This is a genomic window from Longispora urticae (assembly GCF_053902585.1).
Genome location: NZ_JAQZSH010000042.1, coordinates 240,702 through 266,174 on the forward strand (window position 1 = coordinate 240,702; position 25,473 = coordinate 266,174).

The 25,473-nt window shown below is 73.6% G+C and carries 25 protein-coding genes; 16 read left to right on the forward strand and 9 right to left on the reverse strand.

Going from position 1 to position 25,473, the window contains the following annotated elements:
* Positions 1 to 10 precede the first annotated feature (10 nt).
* The 12 genes from PT931_RS30755 (at position 11) to PT931_RS30810 (ending at position 11,958) form a co-directional block, all read left to right on the forward strand.
* Positions 11 to 454, forward strand: a complete 444-nt coding sequence (locus tag PT931_RS30755; protein ID WP_363727622.1) for a phage tail protein — start codon at positions 11 to 13, stop codon at positions 452 to 454.
* Entirely contained in the window at positions 451 to 864 is a 414-nt protein-coding gene (locus PT931_RS30760) for a hypothetical protein (protein WP_456249219.1), read from the forward strand. The genes PT931_RS30755 and PT931_RS30760 overlap by 4 nt, the downstream gene beginning before the upstream one ends.
* Positions 861 to 1,019 carry a DUF6760 family protein gene (locus tag PT931_RS30765; RefSeq protein WP_456249220.1) on the forward strand — a complete coding sequence of 53 codons (159 nt, stop codon included), beginning with the start codon at positions 861 to 863 and terminating at the stop codon, positions 1,017 to 1,019. Before PT931_RS30760 ends, PT931_RS30765 begins: the two co-directional genes overlap by 4 nt.
* A 466-nt stretch (positions 1,020 to 1,485) precedes the next feature.
* Positions 1,486 to 4,488 carry a hypothetical protein gene (locus PT931_RS30770; protein ID WP_456249221.1) on the forward strand — a complete coding sequence of 1,001 codons (3,003 nt, stop codon included), beginning with the start codon at positions 1,486 to 1,488 and terminating at the stop codon, positions 4,486 to 4,488.
* A gap of 156 nt (positions 4,489 to 4,644) precedes the next feature.
* Entirely contained in the window at positions 4,645 to 5,076 is a 432-nt protein-coding gene (locus tag PT931_RS30775) for a phage tail protein (RefSeq protein WP_363727629.1), read from the forward strand.
* Positions 5,073 to 5,834 (forward strand): CIS tube protein, encoded by a 762-nt coding sequence (locus PT931_RS30780; protein ID WP_456249222.1) that lies wholly within the window; start codon positions 5,073 to 5,075, stop codon positions 5,832 to 5,834. The genes PT931_RS30775 and PT931_RS30780 overlap by 4 nt, the downstream gene beginning before the upstream one ends.
* A complete protein-coding gene (locus PT931_RS30785; protein ID WP_456249223.1) occupies positions 5,824 to 7,575 on the forward strand; it encodes a VgrG-related protein in 1,752 nt (583 codons plus the stop codon). The genes PT931_RS30780 and PT931_RS30785 overlap by 11 nt, the downstream gene beginning before the upstream one ends.
* 8 nt (positions 7,576 to 7,583) lie before the next feature.
* The gene (locus tag PT931_RS30790; protein WP_363727635.1) at positions 7,584 to 7,865 is read left to right on the forward strand and encodes a PAAR domain-containing protein; all 282 of its coding nucleotides are present in this window, start codon (positions 7,584 to 7,586) and stop codon (positions 7,863 to 7,865) included.
* A 28-nt stretch (positions 7,866 to 7,893) separates the two neighbouring features.
* Positions 7,894 to 8,298: a GPW/gp25 family protein gene (locus PT931_RS30795; protein WP_456249224.1), complete on the forward strand. Its 405-nt coding sequence runs from the start codon at positions 7,894 to 7,896 to the stop codon at positions 8,296 to 8,298.
* Positions 8,298 to 10,223 (forward strand): putative baseplate assembly protein, encoded by a 1,926-nt coding sequence (locus PT931_RS30800; RefSeq protein ID WP_456249225.1) that lies wholly within the window; start codon positions 8,298 to 8,300, stop codon positions 10,221 to 10,223. The genes PT931_RS30795 and PT931_RS30800 overlap by 1 nt, the downstream gene beginning before the upstream one ends.
* Positions 10,220 to 10,759, forward strand: a complete 540-nt coding sequence (locus PT931_RS30805; protein WP_456249226.1) for a phage tail protein — start codon at positions 10,220 to 10,222, stop codon at positions 10,757 to 10,759. The genes PT931_RS30800 and PT931_RS30805 overlap by 4 nt, the downstream gene beginning before the upstream one ends.
* The gene (locus tag PT931_RS30810; protein WP_456249227.1) at positions 10,756 to 11,958 is read left to right on the forward strand and encodes an NADase-type glycan-binding domain-containing protein; all 1,203 of its coding nucleotides are present in this window, start codon (positions 10,756 to 10,758) and stop codon (positions 11,956 to 11,958) included. Before PT931_RS30805 ends, PT931_RS30810 begins: the two co-directional genes overlap by 4 nt.
* 161 nt (positions 11,959 to 12,119) lie before the next feature.
* Here the strand turns inward: PT931_RS30810 and PT931_RS30815 are convergent, their stop codons facing one another.
* The 4 genes from PT931_RS30815 to PT931_RS30830 all read right to left on the reverse strand — a co-directional run bounded on the left by PT931_RS30815 (position 12,120) and on the right by PT931_RS30830 (position 16,389).
* On the reverse strand, positions 12,120 to 12,866 hold the full coding sequence (locus PT931_RS30815; protein WP_456249228.1) for an AfsR/SARP family transcriptional regulator: 747 nt from the start codon (positions 12,864 to 12,866) through the stop codon (positions 12,120 to 12,122).
* A gap of 210 nt (positions 12,867 to 13,076) precedes the next feature.
* Positions 13,077 to 14,633 (reverse strand): AMP-binding protein, encoded by a 1,557-nt coding sequence (locus tag PT931_RS30820; RefSeq protein WP_456249229.1) that lies wholly within the window; start codon positions 14,631 to 14,633, stop codon positions 13,077 to 13,079.
* 93 nt (positions 14,634 to 14,726) lie between these two features.
* A complete protein-coding gene (locus PT931_RS30825; RefSeq protein ID WP_456249230.1) occupies positions 14,727 to 15,932 on the reverse strand; it encodes an acyl-CoA dehydrogenase family protein in 1,206 nt (401 codons plus the stop codon).
* A gap of 4 nt (positions 15,933 to 15,936) precedes the next feature.
* A complete protein-coding gene (locus PT931_RS30830) occupies positions 15,937 to 16,389 on the reverse strand; it encodes an SCP2 sterol-binding domain-containing protein (protein WP_363727652.1) in 453 nt (150 codons plus the stop codon).
* A gap of 68 nt (positions 16,390 to 16,457) precedes the next feature.
* Between PT931_RS30830 and PT931_RS30835 the strand changes: the two genes are divergently transcribed.
* On the forward strand, positions 16,458 to 17,096 hold the full coding sequence (locus tag PT931_RS30835; RefSeq protein WP_456249231.1) for a TetR/AcrR family transcriptional regulator: 639 nt from the start codon (positions 16,458 to 16,460) through the stop codon (positions 17,094 to 17,096).
* A gap of 125 nt (positions 17,097 to 17,221) precedes the next feature.
* Here PT931_RS30835 and PT931_RS30840 read toward each other — a convergent pair whose 3' ends face one another.
* Together PT931_RS30840 and PT931_RS30845 are read right to left on the reverse strand one after the other, a co-directional pair.
* Positions 17,222 to 18,010 carry a MaoC family dehydratase gene (locus PT931_RS30840; RefSeq protein ID WP_456249232.1) on the reverse strand — a complete coding sequence of 263 codons (789 nt, stop codon included), beginning with the start codon at positions 18,008 to 18,010 and terminating at the stop codon, positions 17,222 to 17,224.
* 1 nt (position 18,011) lies between these two features.
* On the reverse strand, positions 18,012 to 19,346 hold the full coding sequence (locus tag PT931_RS30845) for a 3-oxoacyl-ACP reductase (protein ID WP_456249233.1): 1,335 nt from the start codon (positions 19,344 to 19,346) through the stop codon (positions 18,012 to 18,014).
* Between the two features lie 58 nt (positions 19,347 to 19,404).
* Between PT931_RS30845 and PT931_RS30850 the strand changes: the two genes are divergently transcribed.
* Positions 19,405 to 20,685, forward strand: a complete 1,281-nt coding sequence (locus tag PT931_RS30850) for an acetyl-CoA C-acetyltransferase (RefSeq protein ID WP_456249234.1) — start codon at positions 19,405 to 19,407, stop codon at positions 20,683 to 20,685.
* 220 nt (positions 20,686 to 20,905) lie between these two features.
* Positions 20,906 to 21,385 (forward strand): pyridoxamine 5'-phosphate oxidase family protein, encoded by a 480-nt coding sequence (locus tag PT931_RS30855; RefSeq protein ID WP_456249235.1) that lies wholly within the window; start codon positions 20,906 to 20,908, stop codon positions 21,383 to 21,385.
* Positions 21,386 to 21,457: 72 nt separating this feature from the next.
* Here PT931_RS30855 and PT931_RS30860 read toward each other — a convergent pair whose 3' ends face one another.
* Both PT931_RS30860 and PT931_RS30865 read right to left on the reverse strand, forming a co-directional pair.
* Positions 21,458 to 22,618 carry a hypothetical protein gene (locus PT931_RS30860; protein ID WP_456249236.1) on the reverse strand — a complete coding sequence of 387 codons (1,161 nt, stop codon included), beginning with the start codon at positions 22,616 to 22,618 and terminating at the stop codon, positions 21,458 to 21,460.
* 135 nt (positions 22,619 to 22,753) lie between these two features.
* Positions 22,754 to 23,761 (reverse strand): helix-turn-helix transcriptional regulator, encoded by a 1,008-nt coding sequence (locus PT931_RS30865; protein ID WP_456249237.1) that lies wholly within the window; start codon positions 23,759 to 23,761, stop codon positions 22,754 to 22,756.
* A 122-nt stretch (positions 23,762 to 23,883) separates the two neighbouring features.
* Here PT931_RS30865 and PT931_RS30870 point away from each other — a divergent pair, with 122 nt between their 5' ends.
* Positions 23,884 to 24,195, forward strand: a complete 312-nt coding sequence (locus tag PT931_RS30870; RefSeq protein ID WP_456249238.1) for a hypothetical protein — start codon at positions 23,884 to 23,886, stop codon at positions 24,193 to 24,195.
* A 16-nt stretch (positions 24,196 to 24,211) separates the two neighbouring features.
* Here PT931_RS30870 and PT931_RS30875 read toward each other — a convergent pair whose 3' ends face one another.
* On the reverse strand, positions 24,212 to 25,417 hold the full coding sequence (locus PT931_RS30875; protein WP_456249239.1) for a pyridoxal phosphate-dependent aminotransferase: 1,206 nt from the start codon (positions 25,415 to 25,417) through the stop codon (positions 24,212 to 24,214).
* Positions 25,418 to 25,473 lie beyond the last annotated feature (56 nt).

Sequence of the window (25,473 nt, forward strand, 5' to 3'; positions counted from 1 at the left end):
GTAGAAGCGGATGGCGCTCCCCGATTTGGACAGCTCGGTCGGCCACTCCTTCGGGCTGGAGGTCGACGGCGTGATGATCACGCAGATCAACGAGGTCAGCGGCCTGAAGTTCGAGCAGGACGTGATCGAACTGAAGACGAACACCCCCGACGGCAAGTACATGATCAAGAAGTTGCCCGGCCGGGCCAAGGCCGGCGAGGTCACCTTCACCCGCGGCCTGACCGGCAGCAACAGCTTCGAGAAGTGGATGAAGGACTCGCGGCTCGGCAAGATGGCCGACGCCCGCAAGACCGCCGCCGTGATCATCTTCGACTACGAGCAGAAGGCGATCAAGCGGTACATCCTGCACGGGGCATGGCTGAAGAGCCTCGAGATCGGCTCCCTCAAGGCCGGCGACACCAGCATCCTCACCGAGAAGGCCGTCGTCACCTACGAGGAGCTGATCGTCGAATGAGGCGCACCGCCCCGGCGCCGGCCGAGACCCCGGAGCGGCTGCGGACCGAGTTCGCGTTCGAGCTCCCCAGGGGGTACGTGGACCCCGCCGGCACCCTGCACCGCTCCGGCGTCATGCGGCTGGCCACGGCGCGCGACGAGCTGGTCCCGTTGCGCGACGACCGGGTCCGCGAGAACCCGGCGTACCTCACCGTCGTCCTCCTCGCCCGGGTCATCACCCAGCTCGGCGACGTGACCGACGTGCACGCCGGCGTCGTGGAGGACCTGTTCGCGGCGGACCTCGCGTTCCTCCAGGACCTGTACCGGCGGATCAACAGCGAGGGCCACACCCGCGCCGGGGTGGCCTGCCCGTCCTGCGGACACGCGTTCACCGTGGACATGGCGGGCGGTGGCCGCCCGGGGGAATCGTGACGTACGCGACCGACCGGCTGCACGAGGAGATCGCGTACGTGGCCTACCACTTCCACTGGGCGCTCGACGACATCCTCGACCTGGAGCACGCCGACCGGCTCCGGTACACCAACGAGATCGCGAAGATCAACACACGGATGAAAGGGCCGGGCTGATGGGGTACGACACGGGGCTCGCGGCGGAACGCGTGGGATATGGCCGGATCGCGCCGGGCCGGCTCGTAGGATGCGGCCGGGTCGCGCTGGACCGGCTCGTGGGATATGGCCGGGTCGCGCTGGACCGGCTCGCGGGATGCGGCTTGCTCGCGCCGGACCGGCTCGCGGGATACGGCGGGCTCGTGGCAGGTGGCCGGTTCGTGGGATACGGCCCGCTCGCGGCAGACGGCCGGCTCGTGGCCGGCGGCCCGGATGCTGCCGTGGGGCGGGGCACGGCTTGGGCGGTGGAAGGCGGCCTGGCCGCGGGCGGTGGGCGCGGGACCTGTGCCGTCGTCGGCGTGGAGCAGCCCGTGGCTCGTGGCTGGCCGGTCGTAGGGGATACCGGCCGCGGGGTCCTGGAGCTGTCGTCGGTCCGGGGCGGGCGCGCGGGAACGTGCCCGCCCGTGGCGCGGGGTCGGTGAGCCCGATGTGGCCGTGGAAGCGCGCAGCTCCGGCCGACGGGTCCGAGACCTCAGGCGCGGCCGGCGGGTCAGAGGCGTCGGGCGCGGCCGACGGTGGGCGGTCGCGGGAGGCGGGGGCCGGGTGGGACTCGTCCCTGCCCGAGGTCGCGCGGGCGCCGGTCGGGGACTGGCGGCACCTGCCGCCGTTGCAGCGGGTGGTCGCCGAGCATCCGGTGACGAACCCGACCGCGCGGTTCAGCGCCGGACTCGCGGCCTGGCAGGACCCGACGTTCCTTGCCCCGTTGCGGCACACGGTGGGGCCGGGGGAGCCGTCCGGGACGGTCGAGGCCGCACCGGTACGACCTGTCGATCCCGAGCCGGTGGAGGAGAGCCTGCCGATCGTCGAGCCCGGGCCGGTGTCACGGCTGGTGGACCGGGTGGTGCAGCGGTTCGGCGGCGGAGCCGGTGACGTCTCCGGAGGGCGGTCCCGCGCGGGACGGACCCCCGGATCCGGTGCCGTGACCACGACCGGTGGCCGGTCGGACCTGGTCCTTACGCTGGTTCCGCTGGCCGAGCCCCCGACGTCCGGACTCCGGCCCACGGCGGACAGCGGCCGGGCGTCGGGCACGCGCGCGGGTGAAGGGTCGGTCCAGCGCTCGGTCGGCGGGTCTCATGTCGGGGCACCCATCGGAGGCACATCCCCGGCGCGGCGCACGGATGGCGACTTCGCAGCGACCGGCCAGGGTGTCGCTCCGCACGCCCACCCGGACCGGGACGACGCCAGCCACGCCGGGCACGCCGAGCACGCCGGGCACGCCAACCACGCCGAGCACACCAGCCACGCCGGGAACGCCGAGCACGCGGGGCACGCCGCGCACTGGGGCCATCCACATGACGAGCCGCACCATGCCACGGCAACGGATGGTGCTGCGTCGTCGGTGCAGCGCGACCTCACGGACGCGCCGCTGCTCGGTGCGGCCGCGTCTCCGGCCTCCACCCGCGACGGTGCCGACCTCGCAGCCGATCCTGACGGGACCCCCGGAGCCGGCGTCCTGGACACCGGCGACCTGGGCGTCGCCGACCTGGGCACCGCCGACCTGGGCACCGGTCACACCGGGACCGCCCACCCGGACCCCACCTCCTCCCACGGCCACGGGCCGACCATCCAGCGGGAACTCTCCCTGGCCCCGGGCCACGGGCCGACCACGGGACCGGCCGGAGGTCCGACCGACGGCTTGGCGGATGAGGCGACCCCCGGCGCGCCGGACGCATCCGGGCTCGGCGTGGGCACGACGTTCGACCTGTACCCGGGATCCACCGCCACCTCGGGCGAGATGGCCAGCGGGAGTACCGGCCTGATCTCCGGCGACCTCGGCATCTCCGGCGACCTCAGCTCCGGCACGTTCCCGACAGGGCCGGCTCCGGGCACGGACCGGACCGGCTCGGCGGGCCCCTTCCTCCAGCGTTCCACCAGCGCGGATCCGTCATCGGGCGGCCAGACGTCGTCTGAACGGGGCGCGGCACGAATGGGCGACGGTCCGCGACACCGCCGGCTCGGCCTGGGCGCGCCTCTGGCCCCGGGCGAGCTGCCCACGGCCCTGCACCGTCAAACGAACCCGGACCAGCCGGGCACCGGCCACGACGACCGTGCCGTCCAGCGCACCGCCGACCTGCCGGGCGACCCCGCCGGTGGCCTCACCGGCCCCCCGGGCAGCATCGGCGACTCCGCCCTCACCTCGGACACCTCCCCGTTCTCCGGCCCCCCACAGGGCACCTCCGGCCTTCTGGACGGCCTCTGGGACGCCGCACAGTCGAACAGCCCCTGGGACACCGCACAGTCGGGCGGGGCTGGGGGCTCCGCCGACCTGTCGGCTACCACTGGCTTCGATGACCTATCGGATGCCGGGGCCTCGGCGGTTCCGTCCGGCGAAACCGGGGACTCCACCGGACTCCTCGGTACCCATCGCCTGGGCGACAGCGGGGACTCGTTCGGCCTGCTCGGTGAAACGCCGGGCTCGGCGAATCCGCTCGGCGGCAGCGGGACAGCTGGTCTGCCGGTTGGCACCCAGGGCTCCCGGTCCGGCGGGTCCGTGCCAGGTGGTGGCCCGTCGGGCGCCCCGACCGTCGGCGGAGTCGTGCAGCGCCTCGCGGACAGCAACGGCCCAGGTGGCCCAGGCGGCCCCGCGTCGCAGCGTGCCCCCGGCGACCTGTCGGCCCAGAACGCGCCGGCCACCAGCCCGACCTGGTCCGACACCACCGGAGACCTTCCCCTCGGTTCGGGATCGGCATCCGCAGGGGACGCCCGATCAGGGGCCGTCCGGGTCCTGGCCCTACCCGCTCCGAGCCCAGGGCCGAGCACGGGTCTCCTCGGCCACCAGTCCCTGCCCATGGCCCTGCAACGAATCCAGGACCCGTCCGGCCCGGGCGCGACCGCCCCGCTCCACCCCGGAGCGACTTCTCCACCTCACCCCGGGACGCCCTATCCGTCCCACACCGACACGGCCTCCGCGTCCCACCTGGGCACGGCCTCCGCGTCCCACTTCGGGGCGTCCTCCGCGCCCCACGCCGGGACGACCTCCCCGTTCCACGCCGGGACGCGGAACCCGACCCGATCCGAGGTGACCGCCCAGACCTACCCGGCGACGGCGCCACTTCCCGGCACCCGGGCACCATCCGCACCATGGACCACCGGAGCCACGTCCACTCCATGGGCCGCCGCCCGACCCGTGCCCACCCTGCCGCTTCCCACGGCCACCACCCAGCCCGACCCGCCCGACCCCGACCCACCGGCCCCCGTGCAACGCCTCCCGGAACCGGACCCGCCGCCGATAACACCGTCCCTGGTCCGTACCGAGGAAGCGTTCGTGCAGCGGGCGGAGGCCGCACCGGCCCAGGCCCCCGCGACCGGCGACGGCGCCCCGCAGGAGGAACTCCTGAAGAAGCTGTTCGACCCGCTGCTCCGCCGCCTGAAGGCCGAACTCCGACTGGACCGGGACCGCCGCGGTTCCCTCACCGACCTGCGCCACTGACCAGCCACCAGCCACAGCCCGACAAGAGCCCCGACAAGAGCCACCCGACCACCTGCCACACCGCCCGAACCCCGCCCCGGCACCCGACCAGCGACACGACGGCCCCACGCGTCCCACGACGCACCACAGAACCACCCGAGCCACCAGGAGGAACCCATGGCGGGAAGGCCCGACGTCGAGGCGGTCGCGATCTCCTTCGTGGTGACCGTGGACGGCAACAGCCTCGGCGCGTTCCAGAGCTGCGAGGGCCTGGGCGTGGAGGTCGTGATGGAGCAGCGGGAGGAGGGCGGCCAGAACGGCTGGGTGTGGCAGTTGCCGACCCGGATCAAGTACCCGAACATCAAGCTCACCCGGCCGGTCACCGCCGACAGCAGGAAGATCGCCGCCTGGTTCGCGGACCTGTCCAACGGGGTCAAGCGGATGACGGCCATGATCGAGGCCCGCAACGCCGTGGGGCTGAAGATCGTGGCGTGGAACCTGCACGGGGTGGTGCCGGTGCGCTGGACGGGGCCGCAGCTCACCCTGGACAGCCCGAAGGTGGCGACGGAGACCCTGGAACTCGCGCACCACGGGTTCGTGGCGTCATGACCGGGCCGGTCACGTTCACGGCGGCGGGCACGTCGACGCACCGCAATCCGGGCGGCGGGCGGGACGGGGCGCCGGCGAGCCTGCAACGGGCGTTCCTGGAGATGCGCGAACCCCCGGCCGACGGGGGTACGGCGGCCCCGGGCGCCACGGTGATCGGCAACATCGACTTCCAGTTCAACCCGAAGGAGCTGACCCTCACGAAGGCGGCGAAGTGGGGGCGCAACCCGCAGGCGAAGGCGAAGAAGGCCGGGCCGCCGGAGTTCCTCGGTTCGGAGCCGGCGAAGTTGGCGCTGGAGCTGTTCTTCGACGCCACCGAGAAGATGAACGACGACGTGGTCAACGCGGTGGAGAAGCTGTTCACGTGCACGGTGCGGTACAAGAAGATGAAGACCCCGCCGTGGGTGATCTTCCACTGGGGCGGGCTGACCAGCTTCCCCGGGTTCCTGAAGTCGGTGTCGGCGAAGTACACCCTGTTCACGCCGGGCGGCATTCCGGTGCGGGCGGTGTGCACGGTGAGCCTGGAGGAGATCTCCGGGGAGCAGGGCGGCCAGAACCCGACGTCCGGCGCGCTCGCGGCCCGGGACGTGCACGTGGTCGTCGCGGGGGACACCCTGCAGTCGGTCGCGCACCGCGCGTACGGGAACCCGGCGCTGTGGCGGGCCGTCGCCGAGGCCAACGGGGTGGACGATCCGCTGCGCCTGGCCCCGGGCCGCCGGCTGCTCGTCCCCGGGCTGGAGGAGATCACCCGTGGCCAATGAGAGCTTCGCCAACACCCTGGTCGTGGAGGTCGAGGACGTGCCGCTGGCCGCCGACGTGGCCACGATGCTGACCTACGCCTATGTGGACGACAGCCGCAACCTGCCCGACCTGTTCGTGCTCCGGTTCCGCGACCCGCAGCACGTGGTGCTCGGCAAGGCCAAGTTCGTGATCGGCGCGCGGGTGGCGCTCAAGGTGCAGACGGCCGAGCCGACCGGCCCGCAGCTGCTGCTCGCCGGGGAGGTCACGGCCGTGGAGGTCGAGCTGGACCCGTCGGGTTCGGTGACGGAGGTCCGCGGCCTGGATGTCGCGCACCGGCTCTTCCGGGGCCGCCGGGTCGCCGCGTACCCCAACATGACCGTGCCCGACATCGTGCGCAAGGTCGCCCAGCGGGCGGGGGTGAGGACCGGGACCCTCGATCCGGTACCGGGGGTCAGCGGCGCCGCCCACACCCAGCTCAGCCAGGACAACGTGAGCGACTGGGAGTTCCTGTCCCGGCTCGCGGACCTCGTCGGCGCGCAGCTCGCGGTGGCGGAGGGGAAGCTGGACTTCCGGCTGCCGGCGGCCCCGAAGGGCGCCCCGGACCCGAAGGCGAAGGCGCACACCGACCCGCTGGTCCTGGAGGCCGGCCGCAACCTGGTCTCGCTGCGCGCGTGCGTGTCGGCCGCGGAGCAGGTACCCAGCGTCGAGGTACGCGGCTGGGACTTCGAACGCAAGCAGGAGGTCTCGGCCACCGCCGCCCCGACGACGGCCGGCGCGGAGGTGGCCGGGCTGGACCCGGTGGCCCTGGGGCGCAGGTTCCAGAGTCCGCCGTACGTGGCCGCCGACCCGTCCTGGCGCACCACCGCCTCGGTCCGGGCCACGGCCGCCGCGGTGGCCGCCCAGCTCGGCGGCGCGTGTGTGGAGCTCGACGGCGTGGCCAAGGGGAACCCGAAGCTGCGGGCCGGGGCGTCGGTGGCCCTGGGCGGGGTGGGCGAGCAGTTCGCGGGCAAGTACGTGCTGACGAGTACCCGGCACCTGTTCAGCGACCACGGGTACGAGACGGCGTTCATCGTCTCCGGCCGGCAGGAGCGGTCGCTGTTCGGGCTGGTCCAGGCGGGCGGCGCGGACACCCGGGGCGACCGGGGACTGGTGCCGGGACTCGTGAGCGACGTGCGGGATCCGTTGGAGCTGGGCCGGGTGCGGCTCACGTACCCGTGGCTGGCCAAGGACTTCACCAGCGGCTGGGCCCGGCTGGTGGCGCCCGGGGCGGGCAAGGGGCGCGGGGCGTTGTTCCTGCCGGAGGTCGGCGACGAGGTGCTCGTCGGGTTCACGGGCGGCGACATGGACGCCCCGTACGTGCTCGGCGGCCTCTACAACGGCAAGGACACCCTGCCGAAGCTGTCGGCGCAGCCCGTGGACGGGGGCAGTGGCGAGATCGCGGCCCGCGCCCTGGTCTCGCGCACCGGGCACCGGCTCGAACTGGTCGAGAACGAGGGCGTCCTGCTCGCGACCGGGGACGGGAAGCTCTCGGTGAAGCTGGACAGGAAGTCGGGGAAGGTGACCGTCACGGGGGCCCGGGGCCTGGTGCTCGACGCCGGCACCGGCAAGGTCGAGATCAAGGGCATGGGCGTCAGCGTCGACGGCGGCAGCGGCCCGGTCGAGATCAAGGGCCAGAAGGTCTCGGCGCAGGGTACGGCCGAGGCCGAGCTGAAGGCCACCGGCCAGGTGACCGTCAGCGGCGGCATCGTCAAGATCAACTAGGGGGAGTCATGCCAGCAGCGGCGCGGGTCGGCGATCCGACCGGCCACCCGGGGGTGGTGACCGGACCGGGGTGCCCGACCGTCCTGATCGGCGGCGTACCGGCCGCCCGGGTCGGGGACCTGCACACCTGTTCCTTCCCGCCGCCCGCCGTGCACCCGCCGACCCCGCTGGTCCCGCCCGGGTGCCCGACGGTGCTGATCGGCGGGATGCCGGCGGCCCGGATGGGGGACATGGCGGGCTGCGGCGCGCCGATCCTGATGGGCTGCCCGACCGTCCTGATCGGAGGCTGAGGATGAGACGACACCAGAGGAGCCCGCAGTGAGCGAGTTCGTCGGGAGGGGCTGGGCGTTTCCGGTGCGGACCGACGCCACCGGCTCCATCGCCCTCGTCGGCGGCGACCGCGAGATCGCCGAGAGCATCCGCCTCATCCTCGCCACCGCCCCCGGCGAGCGCCCCATGCGCCCCGAGTTCGGCTGCGCGGTGCACGACCTGGTGTTCGCCCCGGCGGACGTCGCCACGGCCGGCCGGATCGCGTACGAGGTGCGGCTGTCCCTCGAGCGCTGGGAGCCCCGGATCACCCTGCACGACGTGCGGGTCGGGTTCGCCTCGGTCGAGGAGGGCATCCTCATGATCGACATCCGGTACGAGATCCGGGGCGACAACGACCCCCGCAACCTGGTGTTCCCGTTCTACGTGATCCCCACCCACGAGGAGGCGGACTGATGTCCCTGCCCAGCCCGAACCTCGACGACCGGCGGTTCCAGGAGCTCGTCGACGAGGCGAAGCGCATGGTGCAGCAGCGCTGTCCGGAGTGGACGGACCACAACGTGTCCGACCCGGGCGTGACGCTGATCGAGACGTTCGCGTTCATGGTCGACACGGTGCTGTACCGGATGAACCGCGTACCCGACCTGCACTATCTCAAATTCCTCGACCTGATCGGGGTACGCCTGTTCCCGCCGACCGCCGCGACCGGCGAGGTCACCTACCGGCTCGCCGCCGCCCAGCCGGAGACGGTCGTGGTGCCCGCCGGGGCGCAGGTCGCCAGCCAGCGCCTCGACACCGAGGACCCGGTGCTGTTCACCGTCGACCGCGAACTGCGGATCGTGCCCTGCGCCCTGGACCGGGTGCTCACCGCCACCGGGAGCGACGTGCCCGCCGACCGGTCCGAGGAGCTTGCCGCCGGGGCGGGACTGGCGTGCTTCGCGGCCCAGCCCGTACCCGGCGATGTCGTGCTCTTCGGTCTGGACGTGGCCGTGCCGCACTGTCTGGTCCTGCTGCGGGTCGACTGCGACGTGGCCGGCGTCGGCGTGGACCCGCGCGACCCGCCGCTGGTGTGGGAGGCGTGGACCGGGGCCGGCTGGGAGAAGTGCGAGGTCGACGCCGACTCCACCGGCGGGTTCAACCGGCCCGGCGACGTCCTGCTGCACGTGCCCCCGAACCACACCCCCTCCGTCCTGGGCCGGCACCGCGCCGCCTGGCTGCGCTGCCGGGTCGTGGCACCCGCCCAGGGCCAGCCGTTCTACCGCGCCTCGCCCCGGTTGCTGTCCGTCGCCGCGTCGACGATGGGCGGCACCGTCGGGGTCGTGCACGCCGACGTGGTCCGCGACGAGGTCGTCGGCATGTCCACCGGCGTCCCCGGCCAGCGCTTCCCCCTGGAACACCGCCCGGTCGTGGCCGACGCCGAACCGCTGACCGTGCTCGTGGACGCCGACGAGTGGCGGGAGGTGACGTCGTTCGCCGGGTCCGGGGCCACCGACCGGCACTTCATGGTCGACCGGGGCGCCGGGGAACTGCTGTTCGGGCCGGCCGTCCGCGAGGCCGACGGCGGACTGCGGCACTACGGGGCCGTGCCGGCCAAGGGCACGACGATCAGGATTCCGGTGTACCGCACGGGCGGCGGCCGGCGCGGCAACGTCGCCCGGGGCATGCTCCAGACCCAGCGCGACCCCGTCCCGTTCGTGTCCACGGTCGCCAACCGGGCCCCCGCGACCGGCGGCGTGGACGGCGAGTCCGTCGAGGACGCCGCCACCCGGGGCCCGCTGACCCTGCGCACCCGGGACCGCGCCGTCACCGCCGAGGACTACGAACAGCTCGCCCGCGAGGCCGCCCCCGACGCGGCCCGGGTCCGGTGCGTCCCCGTCAGCGAGGAGTCCGGCGCCGTCCGGGTGCTCGTGGTCCCCGCCGTCACCGCGACCGACGACCTGCGGTTCGCCGACCTCAAGCCCAGCGCCGCCCTGCTGTCCAAGGTGTCCCGGCACCTGGAGGAACGCCGGTGCATCGGGGCCCGGATCTCCGTCGAGCCCCCGTTCTACCAGGGCGTCACCGTCGTCGCCGAACTCCAGGCCCGGCCGCGCACCGAACCCGAGGTGCTCCGGGCCCGCGCCCTCCAGGAGCTGTACGCCTACCTGCACCCCATCACCGGCGGCCCCGACCGCACCGGCTGGCCCTTCGGCCGTCCCGTGCACTCCGGGGAGATCTTCGCCGTCCTGCAACGGATCCCCGGCGTCGAACTCGTCGAGGAGGTCCGGCTGTTCGGCGCGGACCCGGTCTCCGGCAACCGGGGCGGCGCCGTACCGCGCCTGACCCTGTCCCCGAACGGCCTGGTCTTCTCCTACGGCCACCAGGTCCGGGTGGGCCGGGCATGAGACTCGGCGCACCCGGCCTGACGACGGCGCACCCGATCGGGGAGCGCCTCCCCGGCGTGTACCTGGAGAACGCCTTCACCCAGCGCTTCACCGAGGCCCTCGACCAGGTGCTCGCCCCGGTGTTCCTGGCCCTGGACTGCTTCCCCGCGTACCTCGACCCCGCCCTGGTCCCGGAGGACTTCCTCGACTGGCTCGCCGGCTGGGTCGCGCTGTCCCTCGACGAGAGCTGGCCGGTCGCCCAACGCCGGGACCTCGTCGCGCACGCCGTGGAACTGCACCGCTGGCGGGGGACGAAACGGGGCCTGGCCGCGCACGCCCGGCTGCTCACCGGCGGGGCCGTGGAGGTGGTCGACAGCGGGGTGTGCGGCTGGTCGGACGTCGCCGGCGGGGAGGTGCCCGGGAGCGGGCCCGCGCAGGTGGTGGTGCGGGTGGCCGTGCCGGATCCCGGCCAGGTGAACCAGCGGAGGCTGCGGGCGGCGATCGTGGAGGCGGTGCCGGCCCATGTGCTCGTGACGGTGGAGGTGGTGGCGTCGTGATCGTGTGCCGGCAGTGCGGGGAGCGCAACGAGGCGGGGGCGCAGTTCTGCGGGGCGTGCGGGGCGTTCCTGGAATGGGAGGGGACGGCCACCGCCGAAGCCCGACCGGCTGTCCCGCCGACGGAGCCCCGACCGGCCGCGCGGCCGGAAGCACCCGCCCCGCGCACCCGGCCCGCCGGTCCGGAGGCGAACCGTCCTACCTGGAACTTCACCCGGCCGGAGCCCCGTCCGGCGCCCGGCGCGGAACCCCGCCCGGCAGGCCCGCTGCCCCCGGCCCCCGACGCGCCCCCGCCGTCGCACGAAGCCCTTCCGGCGTCGCCCGCCCCCGCCGCGCCCCCGCCACCGCCCCCGGCCCCGGCCCCGGACCAGTGGACCCCCGCCCCGGTCCGCCCCACCGAACGCCAACCCACCGACGAACCCACCGTCCGCCGCCCCACCCGCCACCACGCCGAGGACCGCCCCCTGCTCCCCGGCGAGACCCCGTGCCCCGCCTGCGGCACCGGCAACGACCCGGCCCGCCGGTTCTGCCGCCGCTGCGGCGGACCCCTGACCCCCGCCGCCGTCGTGGTCCCGCCCACCCGGTGGCGGCGGCTGGTCGCGTGGGTCTTCCCCCGCCGGGTGTACGACGCCGGCACCCGGCGCACCGCCCGCCGCCCCATCAGCTGGCGCCGCCCGGTCCTGCTGCTGGCCGGCGTCCTCGCCCTGGTCACGATCGCGGCGACCCCGGGCCTGCGCGCGCTCCCCGGCAAGGGCCTGGCGGCCGTCCTGGACCGCACCTCCAAGCCGGCGGCCCGGGTCCCGAGCGCGGCCCGCGCGTCCGGCTCGGCGACCGGCACCTCTCCGGAACGCGTGTACGACGGCAAGAGCGACACCTACTGGGCCCCCGCCGGCCCGGGCGGCTGGGTGGAGGTGGACTTCGCCAAGGCGTTCCGGCTCATCGACGTGATCGTCACGCCCGGGGTGTCGGCCGACCAGAAGGCGTTCGTGGCCGGGGGCCGTCCGGCGGTGCTCACCGTGGAGGTCACCGACGGGGCCGGCCGGGTGACCCGGCTGACGTGGCAGGTCCGGGACGCGCCGGGGGCGCAGACGTTCCCGGCGCGCGTCAGTGACGCGCGCCGGGCGCGGTTCACCGTCGGGTCGGGCTACGGACCGCCCGACAGGCCGGCGGCCGTCGCCGAACTCGAGTTCTACGGCCGGTGAGCGGGCACGACGCGGGCCGACGCCGACCCCGCCGGTCGGCCCGGCGGAAGACCGCGCTCCGGCAGGGGCCGACCGGTCCCGGCCTGTGGTGCGGGCTGGACCGGATCCGACCCGCGCCCCTCGGCGCGGTCGGCCCGACCCGCGCCCCGGTCCGGGCCGGGTCAACCGAGGGTCGCCACGACCTCGGCGTACCTCTGCCGGGCCCGCCCCGCCGCCGCCCGGTCACCGAGCCGCGTACAGGCGTCGATGAGCAGCCGCCAGCCGGCGTCGCAGTACCGGTCGATCTCCGTGCACTGTTCGGCCGCGGACACGGCCTCGTCGTGGTCGTCGCGGAGCATGGCCGAGCGGGCCAGGTCCACGGCGGCGGTGGCGGCCCGGCGGCGGAGCGCCTCGCGGGTGCCGACGACCCACTCCTCGGGGCCGTCCTCGGGGAGCAGTTCGCCGTGGTAGACGTCGAGCGCGGTGCGCAGGGCGACGGCCAGGGTGTCGAAGTCGCCGGCGAGCCGGGCGTCGTGCGCGGTGTCGATGGCGGCCCCGAAGGTGGCCACGTCGGAGTACCCCCCGGTGGGGAGCACGAGCTGGTACGCGTCCCCGGACCGCGCCAGCTGGCAGGACCCGCCGGCCTCGGTGTCGAGGAACTTCCGCAGGCTGGAGAGGGTGACGTGCAGGTTGTGCGTCGCGGGGACGGCGTCGGTGCCGGGCCACAGCGCGTCGATCAGGGTCTCGCGGTGCACGGAGTGCCCGGCGCGCATGGCGAGCAGCCGCAGGGCGGTGCGGGTCCGGGGTTTGATCGTGGAGTAGTCGATGGGACGCCCGTGCACCCGGAGCCGGAATCCGCCGAAGCACCGGATCTCGATCCGCGAGGTGTGGACGGTTCTGAACGGGCTGCGCTGTGCGAGTGTGGACACATGCCCTCCCGTGGAGTTACAGCAGGTCAGGGCAGAATCCCACGCATAAGATCGTGTATGGCGATAGAGCCCGGTATCCGACAGTAGTTTCAACCGATCGCAGGGTAATCTGCGCGGGCGCGCGCGGGCCACCGGTTTCGAGGGTCCTCAGAGGGCTGTCGGGACCGCGAGCGGCAGCGCGCCGGCCGGGGTTCCCGCCATGACCGGCGGCTAGCGGGGCAGTTCGCGGATCAGCACCTTCCCGGTGGCGTTGCGCGGCAGAACGTCGAGAAAGACCACATCCCTGGGGACGGAGAACCGCGCCAGGTGCTCCCGCACGTGCGCCCGCACCGCGTCCGCGTCCAGCGTCGCCCCGGGATGCAGCACCACCCAGGCGGCCAGCCGCTGCCCCCACTCGGGATCGTCCACCCCGGCCACCACGCATTCGAGGACGGCGTCGAGCCGGCTGAGCAGGTCCTCGACCTCGCGCGGGTACACGTTCTCCCCGCCCGAGATGATCATGTCGTCCTCGCGGCCGTCGACGAACAGCCGGCCCTCGGCGTCGAGGTGCCCGACGTCGCCGGTCCGGAGCATGCCGTCCCGGATCTCCTTGCCGTCCCCGTGGGTGTACCCGTCGAACAGCATCTCGTTGGCCACGAAGATGTGCCCAGTGGCGCCGGCGGCGGTCTCCGTGCCGTCCCCGTCGAGGATCGCCAGCCGGGTGCCCAGCGGCGGCCGGCCGGCCGTACCGGGGGCGGCGCGCAGGTCGGCGGGCTGGGCGACGGCCACCCAGGACGCCTCGGTGGAGCCGTACAGGTTGTAGAGGACGTCGCCGTAGGAGTCCATGAACTCGGTGGCCAGGTCCCCGGGCAGCGCGGAGCCGCTGGCGGCCACGACGCGCAGGTCGGGCAGCCGGGGCACGTTCCCGTGTTCGAGGAGGCGTTGCAGCATGACGGGGACCACCCACAGCGCGGTGCAGGCCTGCTCGGCGAGCAGCCGGTTGACGGCCGCCGGCTCGAACTTGCGCCGCAGCACGAGGGTGGCCCGCAGCGCGGTGGAGAACTGGAGCCCGCCGAAGCCCCAGGTGTGGAACACGGGCGCGGCGATCAGCACCTTGTCGCCGACCTTGAGCGGGATCTTCGACAGCATCGCGGCGACGGGGGCCAGGCTGTGCGCGGCGGGCCGGCGGGCACCCTTGGGCGCGCCGGTGGTGCCGGAGGTCAGGATGATGGTCCGGCCGGGTTTCGCGGGCGGGGACAGCGGTTCGGCGGCCCCGTCGGCGCAGATCCGTTCCAGGTCGCTGGCGCCGCTGTCGGACCAGGCGGTGTAGCGGGGCAGGTCCACCCCGTCGAGCGTGAACTCCTCGTCGGCGACCAGGACCTCGACCTGCTGCTGCTCCAGCACGGTGCGCAGCTGGCCGGCCGACAGCCCGGTGTTCAACAGCACGACGTCCGCGCCGACCTTGCTCGCCGCGATCATGGTCTCGACCGCGCCGCGGTGGTTGCGGCACAACAGGCCGATCCGGGGGGTACCGAACCGCGCGAGGTCCCGCGCCAGCCGGTTGGTCCGCAGGTCCACCTCCGCGAAGGTGAGGCTGCCGGCGTCGTCGATGATGGCCGTGCGGTGCGGGTCCCGCCGGGCCGCCGACGTGTACTCCCCGGCCAGGCTCAGCCCCCACCGCGCGAGCGCGCCCACCTGGCGGACGATCCGGTCGGGTCGCCCGGGGTTCAGCAGCCCGCTGCGGACGAAGGTGGTGGCCAGGCGGGTGAGTGCGCCGATCGAGTACACCTGCGGTCTCCCGGGGGACGAGGGCGGGGGCGGGCGGGGCGTGGGCCGGCCTCCCCCTGGGGGAGCCAGGGGGAGACCGACGACTGCACGGAACTAACGCAGCGACGCGCCGGAGATCTGGCGCGCGATGACCAGGCGCTGGATCTCGGACGTACCCTCGAAGATAGTGAAGATCTTCGAATCGCGGTACCACCGCTCGACCGGGTGTTCCCGGCTGTAGCCGTACCCGCCGAGGATCTGCACCGCCTGCTCGGTGGTGCGCACCGCGACCTCGCCGGCCTTGAGCTTGGACATCGAGCCCTCGCCCATCGTGAACTTCTTGCCGTTGCGGCCCATCCACGCGGCCCGCCACACCAGCAGCCGGGCGGCCTCGATGTCCATGGCCATGTCGGCGAGCATGAACGCGATGGCCTGGTTCTCCACGATCGGCTTGCCGAACTGCACCCGGGACTTCGCGTACTCCAAGGAGTACTCGTACGCCGCGCGGGCGATGCCCACCGCCATCGCGCCGACCGACGGCCGGGTCAGCTCGAAGGTCTGCATCGACTTGTTGCTGGCCTTCTTGCCCTCGCGGGCCTTCGCCAGCCGCTCGTCGAGCGCCTCCTTGCCGCCGAGCAGGCAGGAACCGGGCACCCGCACGTCGTCGAGGTACACGTCGGCGGTGTGCGAGGCGCGCAGGCCCAGCTTCTTCATCTTCGTCGGGCTGGTCAGCCCCGGGGTGCCGGGCGGCACCACGAAACCGGCCTGGCCGCGCGAACCGAGCGACGGGTCGACCGAGGCCATCACGACGTGCACGCCGGCGATGCCGCCGTTGGTCGCGAAGCACTTGTTGCCGTTGAGGACCCACTCGTCCTTCGCCTCGTCGTACACCGCGCGGGTGCGCATGGCGCCCACGTCGGAGCCGGCCTCGGGCTCGGTGGAACAGAACGCGGCGACGGCGGGGTTGGCCTCGTCGCCGTAGCACTGCGGGATCCACTCGACCAGCTGCTCGGGCTCACCGGCGGAGTAGATCGAGGCCACGGCGAGGTTCGTGCCGTAGATGGCCAGCCCGATCCCCGCGTCGCCCCAGAACAGCTCCTCCAGCGCGATCGGCAGGGACAGGCCCGTGCCGTCGGCCCAGAACTCCGCGACCGTCTCGAATCCGTAGAGCCCGATCTTCGCGGCCTCCTGGATGATCGGCCAGGGGGTCTCCTCCCGCTCGTCCCACTCGTGGGCGGCGGGGCGGATGACGGACTCGGCGAAGCCGTGGATCCAGGTCCGCAGCTCCTCGTGTTCTTCCGTGAGCTCGAAGTCGACCACGTCGTTACGCCTTGGGGATGTTGAACAGGCTGGCGAGGCCGGCCGCGAACCCGAGGTCGCCCTTGATCTTGATCTTGCCGGTCATGAACTGCACCGGCGGGGAGGCGTTGCCCGAGGCGAGCTTGAGGAACTCGGTGCCGTTCAGGCTGATCGTGGCGCGGGGCTCGCCCTCGCCGTCCTTGTTCACCGTGCACTCGGTGCCGTTGAGCACCGTCTCGTACAGGTCGTAGCCGCCGCCCGGCTTGTCCAGGATCTTCCAGTGCAGGATGGCGTTGGTGGACTTGCCGCCCTTGTACACCTGCTGCATCCGGTTGAACACCTCGTCGAGGACCGTGGTCCGCGCGTCGGGGTCCTCCAGGATCTGGGCGAACACCTCCTTGGGCGCGGTCTTCACGAGCTTCGCGAAGTCGCTCGGGCTGATCTCGCTCAGGTTCCCGAAGCCGTCGATCTCGGCCATGGTGTTTCCTCCGTTTGCTCTAACCTACTTGCGAGTAAGGTTACGTCGCGGTAGGTAGACTGGCAAGTATGACGACGACTAAATCGCGGCGACTTCCCCGGGCTGTCCGGGAGCGGCAGATGCTCGACGCCGCTGTGGCCGTGTTCGCCGAGCACGGGTACCACGCCGCCTCCATGGACGAGATCGCCGAGCGCGCCGGCATCTCCAAGCCCATGGTGTACGCCTACCTCGGCACCAAGGAGGAGCTGTTCGTCGCGTGCATCCACCGCGAGTCCGAGGCGCTCATGACGGCCGTGGCGGAGAAGATCGTGGGCGACATGGCCCCGGACGAACGCCTGTGGCAGGGCCTGCGGGCCTTCCTGGGCTTCGTGGCCGCGCACCGCGACGCCTGGATCGTGCTGTACCGCCAGGCCCGCGCCCAGGGCGTCCCCTTCGCCAGCGAGGTCGAGCAGAGCCGGGCCCGGGTCGTCGACGCCGTGAGCGCCCTGCTGGGCGGCGCGGCCGAACTGATGGAACCCGGCCCGGTCAAGGGTGACCTGGCCGCGATGGCCACGGCGCTGGTCGGCGCGGGCGAGGCCCTCGCCGACTGGATCGCCGACCACCCGGACGCGGACCCGGAGGTGGCCGCGGCCCGGCTGATGAACCTGGTCTGGCTCGGCTTCGGCACCCTGCTCACGGGCGCGCGCTGGACCCCGCCGTCGGCCTGAACCGGCGACCCCCGGCCAGAGCTCGGCCCCGGAGACAGGGAGGGTCCGGTGACGACGACCGCCCCCACCGGACCCGGGGGGAGCGGCGGCGCCCAACAACGCCGCCGCCCAGGTGCCGAGCCCCCCTACGACACCGTCCCGCTCAGGTGCGGCCTGCCGGTCCGCACGTCGTGCACCGAGAACTCCCCGCCGTCGGAGGAGAACCCGACCTTCGCCGGCAGGAGTACGGGCAGCTTGAAGCGGACGTCCACCGTGTACGCCGCCGGCAGCCGGCCCTCCAACGCCGCCAGGCACCGGGCCTTCGTCCACATCCCGTGTGCGATGGCCTTGGGGAAGCCGAAGACGCGCGCGGTCAGCGCGTACAGGTGGATGGGGTTGGCGTCCCCGGAGACCGCCGCGTACCGCCGGCCGATGTCGCCGGGCACCTGCCACACCGCGCTGGGCTTCGGCGCCTCGGGTCGGTCCGCGGCACCGTCCGCGGCGGGGGCCCCGGAGCCGCCCTTGCGCAGATAGGTCGACCAGTCCTGCCACACGAGTTCCCCGTCGACCCGCGCCTCGCTCACCACGTCGAACTGCCGCCCCTTGTCGTGCGGGCGCAGGTCCACCGCCCGCACGGTCAGGCTCAACGCCTCCGGGGCGAGCACCGGCCGGTGCACCGTGATCCGGTTGGCGATGTGGACCATCCCCAGTACCGGGAAGGGGAAGTCCGACCGGGTGAGCAGGTCCATCTGGAGCGGGAAGGACAGCACGTGCGGATAGGTGGCCGGCAGCACGTCGGAGACCCGGAAACCGCACACCTTGGCGTACGCCGCGAGCGCCCCCCGGTCGACGGTCACCTCCCGGTGCCCCTCGGCCGCCGGCAGGGTGTCCCCCCGGTGGGTGACCGTGGCCAACGCGCGCAGCACGCTGACCACGTCAGGCCCCCAGCAGGCTCTGACCGCAGACCCGCACGACGTTGCCGGTCACCCCGCCGGAGCCCGGGTGGGCGAACCAGGCGACGGTCTCGGCGATGTCGACGGGCAGGCCGCCCTGGGACAGCGAGTTCATCCGCCGGCCGGCCTCGCGGATGAACAGCGGCACCGACGCGGTCATCTGGGTCTCGATGAACCCGGGCGCGATGGCGTTGATGGTGACGTCGCGCTGGGCCAGTTCCGGGGCCCAGGACTGGACGAAGCCGATCACGCCGGCCTTGGAGGTGGCGTAGTTGGTCTGTCCGACGTTGCCGGCGATGCCCGCGATGGAGGACAGCGAGATGATCCGGCCGCCGGGGCGCAGTACCCCGAGGAGGCCCTCGGTGATCCGTTCCTGTGCCGTGAGGTTGACGGCGAGGACGGCGTCCCACAGCTCGGGCTTCATCCGGCCGAGGGTCTTGTCGCGGATGATGCCGGCGTTGTGCACGACGATGTCGACGCCGCCGTGCCGTTCGCGGAGGTGTTCGGCGAGGGTGGCGGCCGCGTCGTCGCGGGTGATGTCGAGTTGCAGGGCGGTGCCGCCGACGGCGTTGGCGACCTTCGACAGGGCCTCGCCCATCGCGGGGACGTCGAGGCAGACGACGTGCGCGCCGTCGCGGGCCAGCACCTGGGCGATGGCCTCGCCGATGCCCCGGGACGCGCCGGTGACCAGGGCGACCCTGCCGTCGAGCGGCTTGTCCCCGGGGGCGTCGCCGACGGTGCCGGGGCCGATCCGGATGACCTGGGCGTCCACGTAGGCCGACTTCGCCGAGAGCAGGAACCGCAGGGTCGAGTCGGCGGCCTCCTCGGCGCCGGGGGCCACGTACACCAGGTGGGCGGTCGCGCCGCGCTTGAGCTCCTTGCCGACGGAGCGGACGAAGCCCTCCAGGGCGCGCTGCGCGGTGCGGGTGCCCCGGCCGGAGGTGTCCTCGGGCGGGGTGCCGAGCACGACGACCCGGCCGGAGGCGGCGACCCGGCGGATCGTGGGGTGGAAGAAGTCGAAGAGCTGGCGCAGTTCGGCGCTGGAGGTGATGCCGGTGGCGTCGAAGACCAGTGCGTGGTACCGCGCCTCGGGGGCCTCGCTCGGCTCCGTGTGCACGGTGGCCTCGACGGCTGCGAGGGTCTTGGTCAGCGCGGCGTCGAGCCTGCCACCTGCGGCGGCGCCCAGCAGGACGGGGCCGGCCACGACGGGCTGGCCCGGCCGGTACCGGCGGAGTTTCGCGGGATCGGGCAGCCCCAGCTTGGGGACGAGAAAGCGCCCTGCGCCGGACGCGGCGAACTTCTGGTACCGATCGGTCATGGAAAAATGCCTCCCTACTCCGGCGTAATCTTACTCGCCAGTAGGTTAGAGTGGAAGCATGACCCAGAAAATTCGCCGGGTCGCCGTGATCGGCGGCAACCGGATCCCGTTCGCCCGGTCCAACGGGCCGTACTCGCACGCCGCGAACCAGGACATGCTGACCGCCGCGCTCGACGGGCTGACCAGCCGGTACGGGCTGGCCGGCGAGCTGCTCGGCGAGGTCGCCGCGGGCGCGGTGCTCAAGCACAGCCGCGACTTCAACCTGACCCGCGAGGCGGTGCTGGGCAGCAGACTCGACCCGAGGACGCCGGCCTACGACGTGCAGCAGGCGTGCGGCACCGGTCTCGAAGCGGCGATCCTGGTCGCGAACAAGATCGCGCTCGGCCAGATCGAGGCCGGGATCGCCGGGGGCGTGGACACCACCTCCGACGCGCCGCTCGGCGTCAACGAGGACCTCCGGCAGATCATGCTCGACGCGAACCGGGCCCGGTCCCTGGGCGGCAAACTCAAGCTGATCACCCGCCTGCGTCCCGGCCAGCTCGTGCCGGACATGCCGCGCAACGCCGAGCCCCGGACCGGCAAGTCCATGGGGGAGCACGCCGCGGTCACGGCCGCCGAGTGGGGCGTCAGCCGCGAGGACCAGGACGAGCTGACCGCCGCGAGCCACCACCACCTGGCCGCCGCGTACGAGGCCGGGTTCTTCGACGACCTCGTCACCCCGTACCTGGGGCTGAACCGGGACCAGAACCTGCGCCCCGACTCCAGCGTGGAGAAACTCGCGAAGCTCAAGCCGGTGTTCGGCCGGGGCGAGGGCGCGACGATGACCGCCGGCAACTCCACCCCGCTGTCCGACGGCGCGGCCGTGGTGCTGCTGGCCAGCGAGGAGTGGGCGAAGGCGCACCGGCTGCCGGTCCGCGCGTACCTGACGTTCAGCGAGACCGCCGCCGTCGACTACGTGCACGGCGGCGAGGGCCTGCTGATGGCCCCGGCCTACGCGGTGCCGAAGATGCTCCAGCGCGCCGGGCTGACCCTGCAGGACTTCGACTTCTACGAGATCCACGAGGCGTTCGCGTCCCAGGTGCTGGCGACCCTCAAGGCGTGGGAGAGTCCCGAGTTCTGCAAGGAGAAGCTGGGTCTGGACGCCCCGCTCGGGTCCATCGACCGTTCCCGGCTGAATGTGAACGGCTCCTCGCTCGCCGCCGGGCACCCGTTCGCGGCGACCGGCGGCCGGATCGTGGCCACCCTCGCCAAGCTGCTCGAACAGAAGGGTTCCGGCCGGGGCCTGATCTCGATCTGCGCGGCCGGCGGCCAGGGCGTCACGGCCATTCTGGAGCGCTGACCACGCCCGCGCCGCGTCCTCGCCTCCCGCCCGGGACCGGCGACGACGCGGCGCGTTCCGGGGCCGACCACACGGCGCTTTCCGGGGGGTGCGGGGGCCGGGCGCACCGACCCGGTATCCGACGTCACGTCGGGTAACTAGGGCACTTCGTGGGGTGTTGAGGGCGGGGTCAAACCGTCTACTGTGTCGGAAAGGCACCCGACACGGAGGTACCCGCGATATGGCCGACGCCCGGCAGCTCCTCGAGGACTACGTTTCGACCGGGAAGGTCATGCAGGTCGCGACCCTGAACGACGAGGGCGCGCCGGTGGTGTGCAACGTGTGGTTCGCGAGCACCCTGGCCCCGGACCGGCTGTACTTCATCTCCCGCCCGACCCGGTTCCACAGCGTCAACATCCGCCGGGACGCCCGGGTCGCCGGCAGCGTGCTGGCCATCGACCTGACCGAGCTGGGCCAGGAGGTCCGGGGCGCGACGTTCACCGGCACGGCCGTGGAGCTGCCCACCACCGGGGTGGACGACGCGATCGCCGTGTTCGCCGGCCGCTGGCCCCGGGCGGCGCGCGCGATCGACGCCCAGCGGATGGCGAACGGCGAGAACCACCACCGCATCTACCGGGTCGACGTGGACGGCTGGGTCTTCTTCGACGAGGAGAACTTCCCCGACGCCCCCCGCCAGCCGGTCGACGCGGTCACCGCGTAGCAGCCGCACCGCGCCCGGCCCACGGCCGCAGACCGCAGGTCAACCGCACTTTCCGGGTACGCCGCCGCGCGGTCAGACGCTGGCGCCGAGCAGGTCGCCCACCCGGACCTGCTCCGTCAGCAGCTTCCGGAAGCCGTCCGGCACCGCCTGGGCGTACGCGCGGCAGAGCCGTTGCCCGGCGGGATAGTTGAAGCCGTAGGTCCGCGAGTCCGGGTCGGTCATGAACCGGTACGCCCGCCCGGCCCCGTCGGCGTCCACCAGCCACCAGCGCCGCAGGTAGGCCGTCACCTCCGCCTCGCCGGCCCCGTGCTCATGCACCATCAGCGACGCGTTGACGCTGGACCACCCGCACGCCTCGGTGGCCCGGGCCAGGGCGGCCGAGCGGTCGAGATCGAAGTCGACGCCGGTGTCCCGCAGGATCCGGGCGAACGTGGCGCCGGCCTCACCCTGGAGCAGCACCTCGGGGGCGTACTCGCCGATGCCCTCGGAGATCAGCGACTGCGGGGTCGGCGCCAGCACGATCGTCTCCTCCAGCAGCCCCCGGCCGCGGACGAGCGCCACCTCCTTGCACACGCGTTCGGCCTGGTGGCCGGGATACGTCTCGTGCAGGACGAGATGCAGCAGGTGGTACGCCGTCATCGGCCGGCTGGTGTTGATCTCGACCTGGCCGCGCAGCCCACCGAGATAGGTGTTGTACCCGTTCCACGGCACGTCGCGCACGAACTCCAGGTCGACGCCCTCCCCGGGCGGCAGGTCGACGAGCCGGCCGGTCCACGCGCGGGCTTCGGCGAGGATCGCGGCCACCGCGCCCTCGACCCGGTCCTCCGGCACCCACATGGACCTGTGCCACTGTTCCTGGCGCTCGGCCAGGGACCCCGTGCCGGGCAGCAGCGCGTCGAGGCGTTCGTGCGCCTCGGCGAAGACGGCCTCGTCGGTCATGGTCGGGCGCACCCCGTAGTACCCGTGCACCTCGTCGCTGAAGGAGCGCGCCTCGCCCGCGGCCATCCCGGCGCTGGTCCGCAGGCCGGTCACCTGGTCGCGCAGCCAGCTCTCCGGCAGCTCGGCGAGCAGCGCGTCCGCCTGGTCGACCAGCTCGTGGGCCTCGGGCAGCTCCTCGGCGGCGACCCCGGCCGCGAGTTCCGGCGGCCCCACGTAGGAGTCGACGGTTCCTTCGACGAGCCGGTCGAGCCGCAGCCCCAGCCGGACATAGCGCTCCGCGACGGTTTCGGTCATCCGCCGAGCCTACGACCGGCCGCCGAGTTCTGTCCGCCCGGAAACCGCGCGCCGGCCCGGATCGCAACGTCAGCCCCGCCTCCCAGCCGGGACCGCACGGCCGGTTACGCCTCCCAGCCGGGACCGGAGCCGCCCCTACCCCAGCGCCCGGGCCAGCAGCTCCCGCCGGTTGTGCGCCCCCGTCCGCGCGAACACGGACTTCAGATGGTCCTGCACCGTGTGCTCCGACAGGAACATCCGCCGGGCGACCTCCCGGGTGTCCGCCCCGCCCACCAGGTGCCCGACCAGCTCCGCCTCCCGCGCGCTCAGCCCGTGCACCCGGCAGAACAGGGGCACCCGGTCCGCCGGGGCGGTCTCCTCGATGGTGACGGCGATGTCCCGGCCGCCGATCCGGGCCGCGCGCAGGGTCAGCCACAGCCCGTCGGCGAGGTGCACCCGGGCCGACGCCGGGTTCCCGTCCACCCCGGCCTCGACGGCGAGCAGCTGGGCCGCCACGTTGTACGCGCTCGCCGGGATCGGGGGCCGGTCCGGGGCGGGCGGGACGAGTACCCGCAGATAGTCGTGGGTGTCCGGGGTCTGGCCGAGCACCGCCAGTTCCGGGGACAGCAGCAGCACGAGCGGGCCGAGCCGCCGGGCCCCCGCCGGCCGGGCGACGAACGTGCCCGCCAGGCTCCGGCGCAGCGCCGCCGCCACCGGCCCGGCGATGTCCGCGAGCAGCGCCGCCTCGCCCGGGTGGAACACGCCGGACGTCCGCCACAGGTCGAGGAACGCCCAGCAGCCGTGCCGGTCGCGGAACACGACGGAGGCGACGTCGCGGACCCCGTACCCGTCGAGAAGTTCCCGCCAGAGCTGGCTGCGGGCGGGATCCCCCGTGCTGAGCAGCGCGACCGGCGGTTCGGCGAGCCCGGTCCACCGGTTGGTGTCGGTCAGGTACTTGAGCCGGATCAGCCGGGGCAGGTCCCGCACGGTCGGCACGGTCGCCAGCGGCGCGACGCCGACGGAGGTCTCCGGGTCGGTGCGCACGAACGCGTGGAAGTCGAAGCCGACCGCCCGGCGCAGCTCGTCGAGCAGCCGTTCCCGCACATCCCCCGACCCCGCGCACGCCCGGACGATCCGCGCCACCGCCTCCGCCGACCTCGCCATCCCCCGAGCCTAGGCCGCCTCCCGGGCTCGCCGACCCGGCGGCGGCGGGAAACCCCAGAAACCTGGGATGGGGGTACGCGCCCGCGCGGCCGACGCTGGGGGGAGAACCCGAGGAGGTAGCCATGACCACGCTGCGCATCGAGCACGCCATCACCGACTACGACACCTGGAAGGCCGCGTTCGACCGGTTCGCCGACGCGCGGCGGCAGGCCGGGGCGCTCCGGCACCGGATCCACCGCCCGGCCGACGACCCGCGCTACGTGCTGGTCGACCTGGACTTCGGGACCCGGGCGGCGGCGGAGGGCTTCCTCGCCTTCCTGCGGAACCGGGTGTGGGCGGTGCCGGAGAACGCCCCGGCACTGGCGGGCACCCCGGAGATCAGGATCCTGGAACCGGCCGAGATCTCCGACCAGGAGCCGCGACCGGCCGGGTGACCCGACGGGGCCGGGGTCAGCCGAGGAGTTTGCCGAGCCGGGTCAGGCCCTCGGTGAGCACCTCGGCCGGCGGCCCGTAGGAGAACCGCACGTACTCCCCGTGCCGCCGCCCGCCCCGCCGGCGCCGCCCCGGGTCCACGTCGAACAGGTGCCCCGGCACGGTGATCACCCGCTGGTCCAGGGCCGCGTCGAAGAACCCGTCGGCGTGGTCGAGCCCGGCCGGCAGCCCCGCCACGTCGCCCCACACGTAGAACGCGCCGGCCGGCGGGGTGTCGACCCGGATCCCGAGCGCGCGCAGCCCGTCGACCATCAGGTCGCGCTTGGCCCGGAACGCGGCCCGGGTCGCTGCCGTCTCCCGGTCGGCGTACGCCGGGTCGAGGGCCGCGAGCGCCGCCCGCTGGGTGACCCGGGAGGGCCCGCCGTCGAGGCCGCCCCCGGACCGGTCGAGCACCTCGATCGCGGCGCGCGGCCCGAGCACCCAGCCGAGCCGCCACCCCGGGTACCGGAAGCCCTTCGTCAGCCCGTCCACGATCAGGACGTCGTCGGCGTCCACGTCGGCCACGTGCGCGGCGGCGCTGACCGGGCCGCCGTCGTAGACGAACTGGCTGTAGAACTCGTCCACCACCAGCGCACACCCGCCCCGGCGGGCCCGGTCGACCAGGTCGGCGAGGTCGGGGCCGGCGAGCACCGTACCCGTCGGATTGCACGGGTTGGACAGCAGGAACGCCCCGATCCCGGCCCGCTCGACCAGGGCGGTGAGCGCGGCGGGGGCGAACGGGACGGCGGCCGGCACGGGGCTCAGCCGGGTCAGGTGCGCGCCGATCAGGTCCTCGTAGAACGAGTAGTCGAGGTCGCGGTAGCCGATGGCCAGGTCGCCGAGCGCGGTGAAGATCCGGTTCAGGGCGAGCCGGCCGCCGGGGGTGACGGAGACGTTCGCGGCGGTGTACCGGCTCGCGAGGCCTTTCCGGTAGAGCCGGTTGTAGTGCTCCGCGATGGCGGTGCGCAGCTCGGGGGTGCCGTTCACCGGCCCGTAGCCGTGGTCCTCCGGCGCCAGGTCCACGCCGGTGATCCGGTTCGGCGCGCCGGGCAGCGGGCCCGTCTCCGGCTGGCCCTGGCCCAGGTTGACCCAGTCGGCGTCGCCCGGGGCGAAGCCGCGCCGGAGCGCCTCGTGGACGACGTACAGGACGCCGGCGGGCGGGACGTCGCGCAGGTAGTGGGGCACCCGACCATCGTCCCGGGCCGGCGAACCCATCGGCAAGACCGATGCTCCTTTGTGTA